Source organism: Candidatus Melainabacteria bacterium, assembly GCA_003963305.1.
Classification (GTDB): Bacteria; Cyanobacteriota; Vampirovibrionia; order Obscuribacterales; family Obscuribacteraceae; genus PALSA-1081.
On record RXJR01000003.1, the window covers coordinates 230,946 to 247,155 of the forward strand.

13 protein-coding genes are annotated in these 16,210 nt (G+C 49.6%); 7 read left to right on the plus strand and 6 right to left on the minus strand.

The window, feature by feature from the left end; genetic code table 11:
* Nucleotides 1-8: 8 nt before the first annotated feature.
* From EKK48_04105 to EKK48_04115, 3 genes are all read right to left on the minus strand, one after another.
* Complete coding sequence (locus EKK48_04105) at nucleotides 9-677, minus strand: hypothetical protein (protein ID RTL45247.1); 669 nt, start codon at nucleotides 675-677, stop codon at nucleotides 9-11.
* 190 nt (nucleotides 678-867) lie between these two features.
* Nucleotides 868-1,695 carry a lipoate--protein ligase family protein gene (locus tag EKK48_04110; GenBank protein RTL45248.1) on the minus strand — a complete coding sequence of 276 codons (828 nt, stop codon included), beginning with the start codon at nucleotides 1,693-1,695 and terminating at the stop codon, nucleotides 868-870.
* Nucleotides 1,696-1,774: 79 nt separating this feature from the next.
* A complete protein-coding gene (locus tag EKK48_04115; GenBank protein ID RTL45249.1) occupies nucleotides 1,775-3,085 on the minus strand; it encodes a thymidine phosphorylase in 1,311 nt (436 codons plus the stop codon).
* 256 nt (nucleotides 3,086-3,341) lie between these two features.
* Here EKK48_04115 and EKK48_04120 point away from each other — a divergent pair, with 256 nt between their 5' ends.
* The 3 genes from EKK48_04120 to EKK48_04130 all read left to right on the plus strand — a co-directional run bounded on the left by EKK48_04120 (nucleotide 3,342) and on the right by EKK48_04130 (nucleotide 6,353).
* Nucleotides 3,342-4,193, plus strand: a complete 852-nt coding sequence (locus tag EKK48_04120; GenBank protein RTL45250.1) for a hypothetical protein — start codon at nucleotides 3,342-3,344, stop codon at nucleotides 4,191-4,193.
* Complete coding sequence (locus tag EKK48_04125; protein RTL45251.1) at nucleotides 4,190-4,777, plus strand: hypothetical protein; 588 nt, start codon at nucleotides 4,190-4,192, stop codon at nucleotides 4,775-4,777. The genes EKK48_04120 and EKK48_04125 overlap by 4 nt, the downstream gene beginning before the upstream one ends.
* A 286-nt stretch (nucleotides 4,778-5,063) precedes the next feature.
* The gene (locus EKK48_04130) at nucleotides 5,064-6,353 is read left to right on the plus strand and encodes a serine/threonine protein kinase (protein RTL45252.1); all 1,290 of its coding nucleotides are present in this window, start codon (nucleotides 5,064-5,066) and stop codon (nucleotides 6,351-6,353) included.
* Nucleotides 6,354-6,386: 33 nt separating this feature from the next.
* Here the strand turns inward: EKK48_04130 and EKK48_04135 are convergent, their stop codons facing one another.
* Nucleotides 6,387-7,214: an undecaprenyl-diphosphate phosphatase gene (locus EKK48_04135; protein RTL45253.1), complete on the minus strand. Its 828-nt coding sequence runs from the start codon at nucleotides 7,212-7,214 to the stop codon at nucleotides 6,387-6,389.
* On the minus strand, nucleotides 7,204-8,025 hold the full coding sequence (locus EKK48_04140) for a PilZ domain-containing protein (protein RTL45254.1): 822 nt from the start codon (nucleotides 8,023-8,025) through the stop codon (nucleotides 7,204-7,206). The genes EKK48_04135 and EKK48_04140 overlap by 11 nt, the downstream gene beginning before the upstream one ends.
* Before the next feature lie 346 nt (nucleotides 8,026-8,371).
* Here EKK48_04140 and EKK48_04145 point away from each other — a divergent pair, with 346 nt between their 5' ends.
* Both EKK48_04145 and EKK48_04150 read left to right on the plus strand, forming a co-directional pair.
* Nucleotides 8,372-9,856, plus strand: coding sequence for a hypothetical protein (locus EKK48_04145; GenBank protein ID RTL45255.1), 1,485 nt, complete (start codon nucleotides 8,372-8,374; stop codon nucleotides 9,854-9,856).
* A 68-nt stretch (nucleotides 9,857-9,924) separates the two neighbouring features.
* Nucleotides 9,925-11,025, plus strand: coding sequence for a TonB family protein (locus EKK48_04150; GenBank protein ID RTL45256.1), 1,101 nt, complete (start codon nucleotides 9,925-9,927; stop codon nucleotides 11,023-11,025).
* Between the two features lie 18 nt (nucleotides 11,026-11,043).
* On the opposite strand, the gene rsmI is transcribed toward EKK48_04150, so the two are convergent.
* Nucleotides 11,044-11,901, minus strand: coding sequence for a 16S rRNA (cytidine(1402)-2'-O)-methyltransferase (rsmI, locus tag EKK48_04155; protein RTL45257.1), 858 nt, complete (start codon nucleotides 11,899-11,901; stop codon nucleotides 11,044-11,046).
* A gap of 222 nt (nucleotides 11,902-12,123) precedes the next feature.
* Here rsmI and EKK48_04160 point away from each other — a divergent pair, with 222 nt between their 5' ends.
* Both EKK48_04160 and EKK48_04165 read left to right on the plus strand, forming a co-directional pair.
* Complete coding sequence (locus tag EKK48_04160) at nucleotides 12,124-14,574, plus strand: hypothetical protein (protein ID RTL45258.1); 2,451 nt, start codon at nucleotides 12,124-12,126, stop codon at nucleotides 14,572-14,574.
* Nucleotides 14,562-15,908, plus strand: a complete 1,347-nt coding sequence (locus EKK48_04165; GenBank protein RTL45259.1) for a TonB C-terminal domain-containing protein — start codon at nucleotides 14,562-14,564, stop codon at nucleotides 15,906-15,908. The genes EKK48_04160 and EKK48_04165 overlap by 13 nt, the downstream gene beginning before the upstream one ends.
* The last annotated feature ends 302 nt before the right edge of the window (nucleotides 15,909-16,210 follow it).

Consider the following 16,210-nt stretch of genomic DNA (forward strand, 5'->3'; position numbering starts at 1 on the left):
CGCTCAGACTATTTGACTTTACCGGCTTTGTTCGGACCCGTACGGTTTACGCGTGTCAGCTTTTCCATCGCTTCTTTAATTTCGACATCGTCATCTGAACCAGCCAAACCGAACTGCTTGAGCATCTGCCTTGCTTCGGAGTAGGTATGAATTGCTTGCTGTTTTTGCCCAAGGTTGGCTTGAGCTGCGCCGAGGTCGGCATATACATCCCACAAGGCTTTCTGGTTGATTGTGGGATGTTTTTTTCGTATGGCTAACTCTTCCAGGCAAACTTCTAAAATTTGTTCATTGGTTGAGAAAACCTTAGAGCGGCAATGTTCGTCTACGTCGGCAAGGAAATAGCTATCTTTGCCAGCCAGGCGTCGGATGGAATTTCGCATGTCGCCATATAACCTTTTGGGTTCTGTTCTTTCCGTAATGTAGCTCGGTGATTCATCAAACGCATTGTGCTGCGAGATCTTGAGAAAGAGCGGATAGAAGTTTGTATCACCGCGAGTTTTATTCACGATTGTTTTGAGATACGCTTCTGCTTGCTCATCTTTCCCTCGTAAGTAGGCTATCCTCCAATCGTCCAGCAGACTGGAGCCATAGACTTTAGTAACGCCCGGGGAATTTTTAAAGTCCAATTTCATCATGCCGTCTGCAACGTGCACGATTGTCGGATCTGACAGCAGCATCTGGTTGCTGTCTGCAAAGCAAGCTGAAGTTGCTTGAAATGCAAGAATGCTCAAAGTACAGAGATAGCTTTGGATCAAACGGTCTAGCGGCAAGGGATCTCGTTGAACTCGTTAGTACTGAATGTAATTGTAAATGGTCGCTTCGGTAGTGTCGAGATAAAACTTCGAATCGCATTGATTCGAGCGTGTCTTAGAGCTTGTATTTCGAGGTCAAGCTAGCGATGGTGTTTGCTTCATTCTCTGTCAGAGGGGCGTGTTCGAATTCGACGTTAAATGCTTTTGCAAAGCCAATTTTCATCGCTTGTTCGAGTTCTTGCATGCTTACGCTTCTATTTAATACTTCGAACAGATTGGCGTGCCTATCTCCAGTATTTTCAGCGTTGGCTGCGAGGGAGTCAGCTCCGAAGACCTCACTGATTTTATTTTGCTCCTGGTTGAGCAGAATCGAGCCATGCTGTAAAACTGCAGTTTTGCGTCGCAGTTGCGCGCTGCCGATCATTTTTTTGCCTTCATACTGGAGATCCGCGTTAGTAGTCGCTCTAAAGCAATCGTAGTTTGCCCGGTAATCTGATTTTGACGAACCGAGAGTCAGTGTAATACCAAACTGTTCAAGCGCATAAATCAGACCCTGACAGATTTCTTTGTAGGCGGCGACGACGCTGGTGCTCAAAAGGCTGCCCGCACCTGAAACGAGTTGGTCTTCCAAGTTCGCTGCGGCAGTCGATCCGACAGCGGTACTCGATGCGACAAATGAATAAGTCAAGTCGCCCAGGTGTAGAACCGCGCGTCCGCCTGTCGTTCTGCGAACTACATCCAGTCCGTGGCTTTTGATTGAGCGAATCTCCTGGTCGGAAATTTTCTGGGAATAGCCAATCGAAATCGCGGCGGGATCCCAGCCATAAAGTCGAAGCGTTGGTGGCACTTCGCCCGCCAGATGCGCTTCAAGAATAGCCTCGTCTGCAGCCATGTTGAAGGCTGGTTCGAATTCTCCATAAGTGATTAGCCGCCAGGTTACCATTTCGAGGTGATCATCACTTATTGATTTGCTGTGCTGTCATAAGGGCTTCAGAATCACTTGCTTTGATGGATGCCGTTTATCAAGAAACACTTGCTTTGATTATGGCAGGAGCCTTAACCGGTTTATCGCTGAAGGTAAAAGCTTCTGTTAGTTTGGCTTTTGCAGCTTCAAACTGCTCCGGTGTGTCGGCGTAAACATCAGCAATTGCCGTCCCGCCTTCCACCTTCGCGCCGACCTTGTCGCGAAGAACGACACCAACTGCAAGATTGATTGGATCGCCTTTCTTTTCCCGTCCCGCACCCATCAACTTGCAGGCTTCGGCGACTTTGCGTCCGTCGAGATGTTCAACCCACTTTGTGCCATTGCCCGGCACCAGAAATTCGTACTTATGTTTGGCCGTGGGCATGAGTGAATGATTTTCGATCACTGCGTCATTTCCGCCTTGTGCTTTCAGCAATGTGCGGAAACTTTCCAGCGCTTTGCCGCTTTCCATCAGGCCCTTGAGAATTTTGTGAGCCGATTCTTTGTCTTTGCATTTGCCTGCACTGATCAGTGCCAATGAGCCAAGTTCCATGCAGAGCTCTTGAAGATCCGCAGGTCCACTGCCTTTGAGCGTCTCGATGGCTTCGATCACTTCAAGGGTATGACCAACTGCTAATCCGAGTGGCTGCTCCATGTCTGTGACTACGGCTGTCACAGGGCGATTCAGCCTGTGACCAACTTCCACCATGGTCTTTGCTAATTCGACAGCCTTTGCCTCTGTCTCCATAAAGGCACCGCGTCCGCACTTCACATCCAGGATGATCAAGTTGGCGCCAGCTGCGATCTTTTTCGACACGACTGATGCGGCTATGAGCGGTATCGATTCGACTGTTCCAGTGACATCGCGCATGGCGTAAATTTTTCCGTCTGCCGGCGCCAATTCGCTGGTTTGACCTCCTATCGCCATGCCGATTTCCTTCACCTGTTTGATGAAGTGGTCAATTGATAGGTCGCTTTTGAAGCCTGGAATTGCATCCAACTTGTCAATTGTGCCGCCTGTATGTCCGAGCCCGCGCCCGGAGAGTTTAGCCATCGGAATGCCGGCTGCTGCCAGCAATGGCACGAAAACGAGAGTTGTTTTATCGCCGACTCCTCCCGTGCTGTGCTTATCGGCAACGAGCGGTCCTATCGATGAAAGGTCGAGAACAGAGCCAGAGTGGCACATGGCATCAGTCAGCCAGGCAGTTTCGTCGGCTGTCATTCCCTGCCAGCACACTGCCATCAGCCAGGCCGAAAGTTGATAGTCAGGAATCGAAGCGTCGGTGACGCCTTTGATAAGGAAATCAATTTCTGCTTTTGTATGTGCACGTCCTGAGCGCTTAGCTAGGATGAGGTCTACCATTCTCACTGGGCTGTCTCCCTCAAAAATGTCTCTTGTCGCCCCGCTTTTCCTGTAGCCTCTTGACGACTTGGCTCTCACCTGGATAATGGTGATCAGGGAGCGAGACCCACGAAGCATACATGAAGTCTTAGCGGTCTCCTCCCGTTTTATTGGGAATTTTCTGTGAAGAATTGGCGTTCTTAACGCCGTAGCCTAAAACACTTTGCTTGCAGGTGTTATCCTTTCCTTGCCCGGGTGGATGGGCCCGGTCTAAGGAATCAAAATGCAGACTCTTCCGAACGTCAAAGAAGACCAGAACATAAGAGCGCTTGCCCGGCTCGGTCAGATCAACTTCATCAATTCTTTGCCTGTAGTGGTGCCGATGTTGCGCCATTGCGATGAGATAAAGGCGCGAATAGTTTTCGGCACTCCTTCCGAACTGAACAGCCAGTACGCTAAAAAGAAGCTAGATCTCGGAGCGATGAGCTCTTTCTTCTATCTCGAAAGTTCTGACATGCAACTGCTGCCCGATCTTTCCATCTCAAGCATTGGCGCTGTCGGCAGCGTGCTGTTCTTCAGTAAGAAGGATTTAAAAGACCTGGGAAATTGCAAAATAGCTGTTCCAATGTCATCAGCCACTTCAATCAATTTGCTGCGTGTTTTGCTCCAGGAACATCATGGTGTTGAGCCGTGTTTGGTGCCGGCCGAGTCGCCCGACCTCGATTGCAGCGACCTTGATGCGGCTCTGGTTATAGGTGATCGAGCTTTGCTCGTAGACCCTGACTGGACCAGCAAATTTCAGCGTTGGGATATGGGTGCCTGGTGGCATCAAACTTATAATTTGCCGATGACATTTGGTGTTTGGGCCGCTAAAAATAGTTGGGTTGAGTCTAATAAAGAGACTTTCAGCGAGATTAGTGCAGCACTTGTGAGAGCCAGGCAGGAGGGTCTGTCGACTGCGCTGGACGAGGTTATCGCTGAATCTATGGAGCGCTTGCCGTTGAGCCGTGAACGCCTGCGTAAGTATTTTATAGAGGAATTGAATTTCGAATTTACACCTGCGCATCGGAAGGGACTTGATCTTTACCGCAGTCTTTGCCGGAAGCACCAACTTTTCACATCGAACCTTGCATGAATTCGTTTCTTCGTAGAGTGGCACTTTTAAGTGTTTGTGTGATGGCAATGGCTGGTTGTTCGGAACAGCCGGTGACGCCACGAGCAATGCCAAAAGTGCCTGAAGATCAGATGCATAAGTCAATTGTCGAGCAGGCTCATCAGGTCGACCAGACTGTCGTTGACGGATGGTTTTTTGGGCAGGAACCCAGGCTTTTTAAAAGCGGTTACCGGAAAACGACACCAGAGCAAAAGGCTGACTTCGCCATGGATTACGCAAAAATGGTCGCGGATTCCGGTCAGCAGATGGATGTGAAATGGGATAGTTACATTCCCTATTCGAAGCGCAGAGAGTTTGCTATTGCCTGGTGGAGTGACCCTGCTCATGACACTGAGTACGTGAAACAGGATCCGAAGTATAAGGTGCTCTGGATTCACGAGGCGCTTCTGGACGGAAGTGAATTGTGGTGGCGGTCTTATGAGAAATTGGGCAGCGGTAAAGTGCCTCCCCCTGCTGTTCTCGCACATGATGCTGAGCAGAGTCTGGTCTCTAAGTATTCCGAAAGCGATCATAATCCGGGTAGTTTCAGCACTCAGCCGCGCTGATTATTGATACTAAATATGGTGCCTGCGGGCGTATGGCGATGATTGTTTTTCATCAGGTCGGACGTATGGTAATAATCGTGGCTTACTGCGCTGATTAAACGCAATAAATTCTGGCTGTACGTTTTTGCTAAACATTGGGGTTGTACATTCATCTTGTGTAACGCGTGAGCCCATTCTCCGTTCCAGTTCACAATCTGGCGCAGGGGCGAGGGCAAATTGGCTGCTGTGCAAAGCTTAAACGTTGTTATACTTAAAGTTGTTCCTTCGGGTGAGCGATTTAAGGAATATGCCAGGGCCGAACAATTCAGGGTCTTTTGACGGAATGACCAGGGCCAGTCAGCCGCGTGAGGTCCACTTTGTCCTGCAAAAGCGGTACGAAGTTGTCAGCCACCTGGGGCAGGGCGGCATGGGAACGGTTTACATGGCGAGAGATATGCGGCTCGCTAATCGCTATTGTGTCGTCAAGAAACTGCGAGATGATTTCTTTCGCGAGGAAGACAAGCAAAAGGCGCTCGAATTTTTCAAGCGGGAAGCAGATGTTCTCAGCCCGCTTAAGCATCAGAATATTGTCAGCATTCTCGACACCTTCGAGGAAGATGAAAATTACTATCTCGTCATGGAGTATGTCGAGGGCGAGAACCTGCACCAGATGCTTAATCAGCGTGGTGAGCCGTTTCCGGAGGAACAGGTTCTTCAGTGGGCAATCCAGATTGCCGATGTGCTTCATTTCTTGCACAGTAACGAGCCTAAGGTCATCTATCGTGATTTGAAGCCGAGCAACGTCATGATCGACACCAAAGATCGGGTGAAGCTGGTCGATTTTGGTATCGCTCGTCCTTATGCCGAAGACTCTGATAATACTCACGTGGTTTCGGCAGGCTATTCACCGCCTGAGCAATACTGGGGCGCTGCTGACCCCCGGTCAGATATCTACGCGCTGGGCGCCACCATGCACTTTTTGCTCACCGGGCAAGAGCCGTTGGCATTGCAGGTTTGCTCGCCAAAACGCATCAATCCAAAGATATCGGACCATACAGACGAGATTGTGCAGCGGGCGACAGCGCAAGATGTCTGGCTGCGCTATCAAAGTGCGCCTGAAATGCAGCAAGAACTCGAGTTCGTGCCCAAGCAGAAGCAACCGCTTAAACTGGTGCAAGCAGCTGTGATTGGCGTCGGAGTGATGATGCTTGCCGGGATTTGCGTCTTCTTTTATTCCAAGGCAACCGCACCCGGCAATTCTGGAAAGCCTGTTATTGGCGATGGTGCGCTTAAACAGAAGGATGACGAAATTCGCAGACTGCGCGAAGAGAAGAACAAAGCGCTTGCCACTATAAGAGCCTATCAAACGAAAGACGACACTGAGTCTCAGACCGAACCCTCGTCTCAGCCACCTTCGCTGGTGCCGCCAACACTTGTACCTCCGTCGCCTCAGGCTATAGCTCAGAACCAGCCGCCAACCGGTTCCGCTCAACAGTCAGCGAAGTCGAAAGCGGTGGTATTCAAAGAGATGGATGAGGCTTCTTTGACAGACCCTGAGGGGTTGGCACCACTTGAAGAAGACAGCGGCAAGCGTTAATTAGTGTGGATTAGCGTTGATTATTGGCGTTGATTACTGGATTCGCGTCGACAGATAAATGACAGCGATACCAAACAAGATTCGATAAGCAACAAAAACGTATGTGTTATGTTTTCGCAAGTACTTGATGAACCAGGCAATTGCGGCGTAGCTGGAGATTGTTGAAACAATCAAACCGACTGCGAGATTGATCGTTTGTTCGCCATTCATCCCCGCGCTCATCATTTCTTTCAGCTCAAGCAATCCGCTCAGAATCAATGCTGGGATGCCGAGCAAGAAGCTAAATCTTGCAGCATCTTCGCGTTTGAGGTCTAGAAACATGGCTACGGTCAATGTTGAACCGCTGCGCGAGCAGCCTGGGATCAAAGCCATAGCCTGACCGAGACCGACGAGAAACCCATCTTTGCCGGTGATGCTGTCGATGCCGCGCACGTGTTTTGCAAGTTTTTCGGCAATCATAAGCAAGCAACCCATCACAAGCGAAGCTACGCCGATAACTATCATCGCTCTCAGTGGCCCTTCAATCATTTTTTTGAGCAGCAAGCCGATGATGCAGATTGGCAGAGTTCCGACTGCAATCGCGCCGGCGATTCTGAAATCTTGATCGCTGAAATTCTTTTCTCTAATTGCTCGAAAGGCACCAGATGCGATACTAAGTATGTCTTTCCAGAAATAAGTTAGTACCGCGACAACTGAGCCAATCTGAATCACTGCCGAGTAGGCGGCTCCGGGATCACCCCAACCCAACACGGTAGGCACCACGCGCAAATGTGCCGTGCTGCTGATGGGGAGAAACTCAGTCAGACCTTGAACAACCCCCAGTACAACTGCTTCTACCAGGGTCATCGGGCTATCCGTCATTTGTATTTTCGTCCGTTGTTTGTTCTACTTTTTGTTCTTCGGCAAAATTGCTGCCTATAAATCGCTTATCTGTTGCTGGTGCCGAACCGCCTGATCCGTGAATCCAGCTGGAGAGTCCTTGCTTTGCGCGTTTTGGTTTGTCGTCGCTCTGGTCTGCACCAGCATCTGCATTCCGAGTCTTTCCGCCCAGCAGCAACAGTAGTTTGTCCAGAGTCGCAACGTCGTCTGGTTTCATATCAGTGAATTCCAGTCCGATGACAGTCTTATTTGCGAGCCAGTTACGTTCCACCCGAATGACGCGGCTTGCGGTTGCGATTTCGCCGACGGAAGATTCAATGACTATGTTTACACTCAAACCAATATCATCAGGAAGTGGTTGCAGTGTCTCCAGCGCCACTCCTGATCGGGAAATGTCTTTTGTTCGGATTTCTGAGCCCAATCGCTGACCATCTGTGCTTGACATTCGCACTGGTACGTCGACGGCTACACGTGGTTGTCTGCGTCGCTGTATGACGGGATCGAGCTTTGGCGTTGAGCAAAGCATGCCCGTTTTCCCGCCAGTGTGCTGGGCTCCCATCACCGAGCTTGACCAGAGCCCATTGAAAGTATTGTCAGCGGAATCGCTGACAAACCATATTTTTGTACCTTTCGGTAGAACTTTGTTGGACTCTTTACTGGTCTTGATTTGAACGCACAGTTGATTGCCTGATTTTTCGACAATGGTGGCACGGCCGAAACCTATTTCGCCGGGTGCGACCTCTACCTTTACTTTATATACTTTGCCGGTTTCGAACATTCGTGCGGTTTCCATACTTACACGGGGTTTGGCATTCACTTTGCATCGACGCCACCGTCTTGTAATTATTACATTCTTCTGCTCCCTGCGATGGCTTTTCAAAGTAAGTTAACTGCAACTGAGCCTCGAGTTTTCTGTTGATTGCTTTGACTGCAAGCTGAAGTGATACTGCCTGTGGAGGCACATTCCTGAGCATGTGCCAGATCATATGATCGACTTGAGTTGTTTCCTTTTTCGATTTGGCTAATTTGTTGAGCCTTTCGATGCGGTGTCTGGTGGCTCAGAACTGCCGGAACATCGTTTGTCTTGACAAAGAGAGCCTCAGATGTCACTTTAGTCTCCTTAGCTGGAAAGTATTTGCATGCAGTCGAGATTGACTTTATCAATTGTTCTTGCCGCAACAATCATGACTAATAGTCGTGTTTGGGCACATGCTGATGAGCAAGATGCTGTCATACCTTCACTGAATCAAATTGAAGGCGATCAGAAAGATATCCCCCCTTCGTCGCTTCAGGGTGGAGTTGAGCAGAAAGATAACGCACCGCTTCAAGGCGGAGTTGATACGAAGGTGACTACTGCTCCGCCATTGCAAGGCGGTGTTGATACGAAAGTGACTACCGCTCCGCCATTGCAAGGCGGCGTCGAGCAGAAAGCGACTACCGCTCCGCCCTTACAAGGCGGCGTTGAGCAGAAAGTCGCTGCTCCGACTCTTCAGCCTGGAGTTGGTAAATTCGCGAGTGAACCATTGCGCGGTGCGGTGGATCAAACCGGTCGACCTCCGCTTAAGGGGAGCGTGCAAGATTCACAGCGTAATGCTCTGCAAGGGCAGGTGAGCGATCAGGGTATTTCTCTTGGCGCACGTACACCGAGTTATTCAGCGGTGATGCGAATCATTCAAATCAAAAAAACGGATGCGGTGCCCGTGGCTAAGCCGCCGCCAATCACCGAAGCTGAGATTCAGAGGGCACGATTTCGAGATAATCCCGATTTGGACCGAGCTCCGGTTCGTGCAGATGATACTCCTCAGGGGCGTCCAATTCGTGGTCAAACCAATGGTGGAGCGCCTCGACCGGTAGTTTCGGATGGACGTCCGCAACGTACAGCTCTTGGAGTGCCGCAGCGTTCCGAACCAGAAGGGGCTCCGACTCGGACATTGTTGTCTGTAGATGCGCCGCCGATCAGACCTGACGGTGGATGGTTCACGCCTCCCTCGCGGTTGCCGCTGGACAATCAAGCTCCGTCCAGTCGGGTGGAGTTGAATCCAATGCTTTTTACGAGACCTGCTGATGGTGCAAATATCGCACCAGGTCAGGATAATTCTCGAATTTTGCAGCCGCCACCGGGCCGTGACATCGCAGCGATACCTAAGCGCGCTAACCCAGATGGTTTTCAAGATGTGGCGAAAAAGAAAAAACGGGATAAAAAAACAAATTTGGACGTCAAGCCAAACGCTGGTGCCCAGGCTGTTCCCGAGCTGGCAGCTTGTGCCGATGAGATGCTGCTGTGGGATCGCTGGTATCAGCATGTAAACGATTTAGTATGCGCGGCGTTGCGCACGACAATGCCAAAACACGGAAATCCAGCTGGCACAAATCGAGTGCACATCACGGTCTGGGCGGATCATCGTCTTGAACCTCGGTTGGTGGAAAGCAACAATCCGAATTTCGATCAGGCGATTATTGAGGCTTATAAATCGTTAAATGGTAGCGCTGAGCTTGAATTCCCGAAAGGAACGCATCGAAAACAAAATGATTATGAGACGGCGCATATACAGGAAATTCCCGCAGCCACAGCCGCGTTTGAGTCTCGGACGGTTCGTGGAGATCTGGAGACTTTGGTTAAATAACCTGTCAAACACGCCTTCTCGGAGCAAATTTTCATATACCAAAATTAGTTGGAGTATATGATCTTGCCATGAGATCGAAGAATTTCTTCCCGTCAAATACCATTTTAGCGGCGCTGCCGACGTTTACTTGCTGCTTGCTTTCGACGCAATCAGCGTTCTGTCAGGAATTGAAGCCATTGCGTCCGATGCGGAGTCCGACCACAAGTGGTGTCACTTCGTCCGAAGAGCAGTTGCGTGTGCCTCGCGTGCAATCGGCTGCTTCGATGCCATCCAAAACCGCCTCTGCAGCGAGCGCGAAGCCTGCTGCAAATGCATCGCCCCTGGAACGGGGAAAGTATTTTTCCAGACATGGTGCTTATAGCGATGCGTTCAATTTTTTCACTAAAGCTGCCGATGCTGATCCGAAAAACCCGGAGCCGTATAATCGTCGCGCCCGCGTAGAATGGCAACTTGAGAAGAACGACGAAGCCCTGGAAGACGTGCGCTATGCAATCAAGTTGAACCCTGATTATGCAGAGGCTTTTTGTACGCGAGCTCAAATACTAAATTCAATGGGCAAATACCACGATGCAATCGTCGATACCGCCCTTGCCATGGAATTGAAACCGCGTCTTAAAGAGGCTTACACGATTCAAGCGAGTGCCTATCGCAATTTGAAGCAATATCATGAAGCCGATGAATTGATGCAGAAACTGGCAGCTATTCCTGACCCCATCTCTGCTTTCGATGAATGGTCGCCGAACATAGACTATACGCAATACATTGCCGACCTGCAGTCACGTGTTCGTCAGCACTTCCAGCCCCCGATGGGAGCCGTGTACCCGCCGATTGTCGTTCTGTTCAAGATGCATCGAAACGGTCAGGTTTCTGACGTTCGCGTTAATACTGCCGGTGTTGCCACCGCTGATAATGCTGCCATCGAAGCTGCTAAGTCGGCATCGCCTTTCAATCCACCCCCGGCAGGCTCTCCGCCTGACTTTGATGTCTTCGTTGTGCTCGATCCACCGATTGCGCAAGACATGGGGGCGCCGAGTGACGCTCCCGCCGCTGCTTCTGCGCAGGCAGCAGCGCCGCAACCGGCTGCGCCGAAAGCGGGAATCAATTGGGGCAGTACACTCAACCAGGGCTTAAATACTGGATTGAATCTGATGCGCTTCATTCGATTCTAAGTGTCGTTCAAGTGTCGCTCAAGTGTCGCTCAGCTGTTCGCCAGCGTTTTGCTCATCCAGAGCCAATCTGTACACATCTGATTTTTTGCAGTGGAACTGGTCTGCCAGCAGCGCCGCTATATCTTTTACTGAACGATTTGCTTTGAGTTCTTTTCTGATAGCGTCCCTGAGCTCGTCTTCGGTTGTTTCACTCTGACTGTTTGCAGTCATACCGGCAACGACGAGTACGAATTCGCCACGAATTTCCTGGTTCGAGTATTTTTCGATAATCGTGGAAATCTTGCCGCGCACGAACTCTTCATGCAGTTTGGTTAGTTCTCTGGCAAGGCAAATATCGCGGTCTCCAAAGACGTCGAGAAGCGCAGTCAAATTTTTGATCAACTTGTGCGGAGAAACGTAGAAAACGATTGTTCTGTTGTCGGTTCGTAATTCTTCCAACCGAGATTTTTGTGCTGAAACCTTATCGGGCAGAAACCCCTCGAATACGAATTTATCGCATGGCAAGCCGCTCCCCACCAGCGCCAGCAGAAATGCACTCGGTCCTGGAATGGGCACGACTGACATTCCCAGCGCAATCGCTTCTCTGACGATCTGGTAACCCGGATCTGATATCAGGGGTGTGCCTGCATCAGAAATCAACGCGACAGAATCTCCTTGAGCAGCGGCTTGAGCAAGTTCTTGCAGGCGAGCGCCTTCGTTGTGTTCGTGGCAGCTCACCATCTGCTTTTTCAGATTCAGGTGATTGAGAATTTTTATTGTGACGCGAGTGTCTTCCGCAAGAACAAATTTAGACTGTTCAATTACTTTGCGAATTCTGATTGTTAAGTCGTCCAGGTTGCCAATTGGAGTCGCAACAATGAACAGGGTTCCTGACATCTAGCCGCCTATGGTCATCATCATGACTGCCCGCCAAACCACCAAATATATACGATTTTGCTGCTTCGGCTAGCATTTGGATTTAGACATATCGAAACAACTTACATATGTTATCTACAGGGTTTTCTACAGCTGTAGATAATTTAATACCCAAGCTTAGCGGCACCAACTTGCAAACTGAAATTGTTTTGCGCAACGCCCGTGGTTCATTGATCTAACGTTATGCGGCAAGCGTGGACTGAGGTAAACGATGTCTCCATGCGGTTTTGTGAGAAGATAGTGAATGTGAAGAACTCCGCCGCCAACAAGAATCGCGAAAAGAAACTTTCCAGTATCTTCAGGGAACTGAGGCTGATTGCGACCGAAGTAATACTTCGTTACGAGAGTGATCGAATCAGCATGCGAGAAGATATTCGCCATGCCGATCATGTCTGCGAATTATCCGAGGAATATGCTTTTCGAGCATTATGTTTCTGGCTTGTCACCACATGTGGTTCGTCTGTATACAAAGGTGCTATGCCTTCGGCTCTGGAGCGAGTATCGCGCTGTCTGAGCGGACTTTGGTGCGAGGGTGGGGCATATCCATTCGCTAGCAATCTGAGTACAGAATTATTCGAGCAGGTTTTTGAGAGATGCAAGAACCTTCTAGATGGCTGTTCTGCTGAAATTGAAATGATAGGTTCGCTTTACGAGCATATCCACAAGTATCCTTTGAAATTCGAGGCGGATGGGAAGTTCTCTATACCGATTCATATACAAGAGAAGGACAAGCGACGTCTGGTAGGGCAGTTTTATACTCCCGCACATATAGTTGATTATTGCTTTGAACGAGCGACAGATTCAGCGAAAGATAAGTTCATTATTGCCGTCAAATCATTTGCTGCCAGGTTCAAAGATGCTCATGCACAGCCTGATTTGCAAGAATTTCTGGATGATTGCACGGTTTTTGATCCTTCTTGCGGCACCGGCAACTTTTTGCTAGGGGCGATTCGACTGTTCAAGAGACACTGCAACAATCCACTTGCTGTTTTGCGCTTTTCTGGTGCCAATCTTTTCGGTTGCGAACTCGATGGAAGAGCTGCCGCTCTTACTCGTATCGCTCTAATGATTGCACTCGTTGATTGCTTGATGGAGATACCCGAGGGAGATTTGCTCACAGAGGCAAAGAAGTTGTTGGCGCTTTTGCGCAAGAACATCAGGAATACGGATACCTTATATGATGCGCCGTCCGAGTATTTGGTTACCAGTGCGTTGCCATCAGGGGATGACAACCGAACCTTTGCGCTAGTAATTACGAATCCTCCGTATGTAAGTTTTGGGGCCAGAAATCAACCGAAGCTCCTTGAAAGTGCCACTGCATATTTGCGTCATAAATTTCCTCAATCGGCTGAGTACAAAATTCGTATACATTCAATATTTCAAGACATTGCTCTGCGATTCACTAAGACGGGCGGAGTAGCCAGCTTGTTAGTACCCGATGGCTTTCTTACAGGCGGCTACTATAAGAAGTTGAGACAGCTTTTAATATCCAGGTCTAAAGTGCGTTCTCTGGCAGAATTGCCTGCTGATACCGTTCCCGGTGCCGTGGTGGGCAGATGGTGTGTAGCCACATATGAACGAACTGCAGAAGAGCGAATTTCTGAAGAGCGAAGTGCAAAAGAGCAAACTGCAAAAGAGCAAACTCCAAAAGAGCAAACTGCAAAAGAGCAAACTCCAAAAGAGCAAACTCCAAAAGAGCAAATTGCCAAAGAGCAAATTGCCAAAGAGCGAAATGCAGCAGAGTCGTCTGATTATTCGGTAGATCTCTTCACTCATATCGACTCTGTGCCCTCATTTTATGCTCTGCCCAAGTCACTGCTGGTCTCCCCGGATCAATATCGGTTTCGACTGGTTTTCAACAAAATCGATCAAAATCTGTGTGAATTGATAGACAGACTTGAGCCTTTATCAAGTCAGTTCCAGGGACGGACTGGTATCAGAGCTTTGCATGGACAGAGTTCGATTGTTGCTCCTCAGTCTCGCGGCAAGCAATGGCATCGCGGAATTACATCCGGTTCTTCGGTGTCACCGCATGTAGTGACGTGGGCGGGAGATTGGTTGAATATAGAACCATCACTTTTGTATAAAGGCGGGTTCGATTCCAGGGTGATTGAGAACCCCAAGATTTTGATCAGGCAAACCGGCGATAGCCTGATCGCTGCTTATGATGACGAAGGACTCTATCATCTGAACAATGTTCACAGTTTGAGCGGTCGCACTGGTGCGTCCTTGAGTCTTCACTATATAGACGGTTTGCTGAATTCGAGACTATGGCTTTACTTGTACAGATTGAAGACGCGTGAGCAAGGGCGTGCTCTTGCTCAGATCGATATCGAAACACTCGAGTCTATGCCCCTACCAGAGCAAAACGCCGCTATCGAGCAACAAATAGAAAATCTGACGCGTTTGTACAGAAGACTGAATTCTGTGCATGGTTCAGATATGCAAGTGCGCATTGAGCGCGCAATCGATAAGCTGGTTTACGATCTCTACGAATTAGATCAGCCAATCGTGCAACAAATCGAGCGCTGCTGTGGGACACTAAACAAAGATGCTGCTGATTTAGCTACGGCAAGTGAATTGTTGGCTCTTCAGCAGTTGGCGGTATCCGAAGGGGTTGTATGTCTATCGTAAGACTATCGGTGGTTTCGCTATCCGCTCTGTTGCTGATTGGGGCACAAGGAGCAAGTGCTTTTCCGACGATATCGAAAGAACGATTCGTCAAACAGTTCAATAAAGAAAAAGCTCCGCCGCCTCTAGTGATTCGGGATAAGTGGGCAGTCCTCATTGGTTTGACGAAATACCGGGATTCGAAAATTGCGACCGTTCGTGAAACGACACCTAATCTGGCTATCCTCTCAAAGATTATAAAAGACCCAAATGCCGGTCGTTTCGTCGACGATCACATAACCACTTTGTTTGATGTGCAGGCGACCAAAAAGTACTCTCAATACTTACTGACCGAAGGATGGCTGATTAAAAAGGCTTTGCCTAACGACTTGATACTGATTTACGTTTGTGGGCGCGCTTCATTTACCACCGACGATGCCATTCTCTGCACTTACGATACGGTGGCGGGCTCGCCAATTGCGACGGGGCTTTCCCTGACTGAACTTTTGACTGAAATACACCGGCGCACCCAGAGCAAAAACATCATCTGTGTCACTGATCTCGCGCCACTCAATCCGGAAGCCGGGGCGCCCCGACCGCTCTGGCAGAACATGGCGAATGCCGCCAGGGTGACAATTCTCGCTTCGAACCTGCCCGGACAACCGAGCTATCAGTCGAATGACATGGGTACGACTTTGTTTACTCATTATTTCGTCGAGGGTCTGAAGACGAACAATGGCGCAATGAACTTCGATTCGGTCGCCAAATATGTTTGCCAGAGTACGGAAACTGGTGCCAGGGAAACTGGCAGGGAGCAGCATCCTCAGTATGCGCTGCTGAATGAGAATCATGAGTTGGGAGCTGTGGCTATTGGGGTTCCGGTCAAGGCCAATCCGCACGAGCAGAGTCGACTTGCTTTCGGTCATCCGATTGACCAGCTGGCACTGACTCGCCCCGATCTTCTGGTCAGGGCCGGAAGCGTTCCGCCTTCCGCGCCAGCCGCAGAAGAAGGTGCAAAGGAGCTGCACAAAAAGCCCGCTGCTCCTGACCCCGACGATGATGACGATGACGTCCAGGACATAGACTACTCAGCCTATATGGACAAGATGAAAAAGGATATCCAGGCCAAGTGGAAGCCGCCTAAGGGTATCGAGCAGCGACGGGTCGGTGTGACCTTCAGAATCAACCGGGACGGTTCGATTGTGGATGGCACGGTGGTCGAGTCAAGTGGAGTGGAAGCAATTGACCAATCGGCCCTTGAAGCTTTGAAAGACGCGAGCCCGATTGACCCCTTGCCAAAAGGGGCTCCGCGATCCGTCGAAATCCGCTACAGGTTTGATTGGAAGGTCACGCAGTAGGTTTTAAACTGATATCGCTTAAAAAACGACCCTGAGTGACGGAAAATTGAATATATGGGAGTCTCGGGCTTTTGCAAGGTCTCATTTTGAAAACGGATTTCCCGCGGCGGTTTCAGCCCCTGTCTGCTACAAATTTGAGTAGGTTGAAAAGTCTGTGAATGGCTAGTCTGTCTGGGTGTGACTGCTTTAATAAACCACTACGTATTAACCACATAGACGCTCTTACGCCCCAGACGTATATTGGTATCAAGCTCAAAGGTTGAAATAACTGGCAAGCCCCCTGACGAAATTGACGGCGCGAC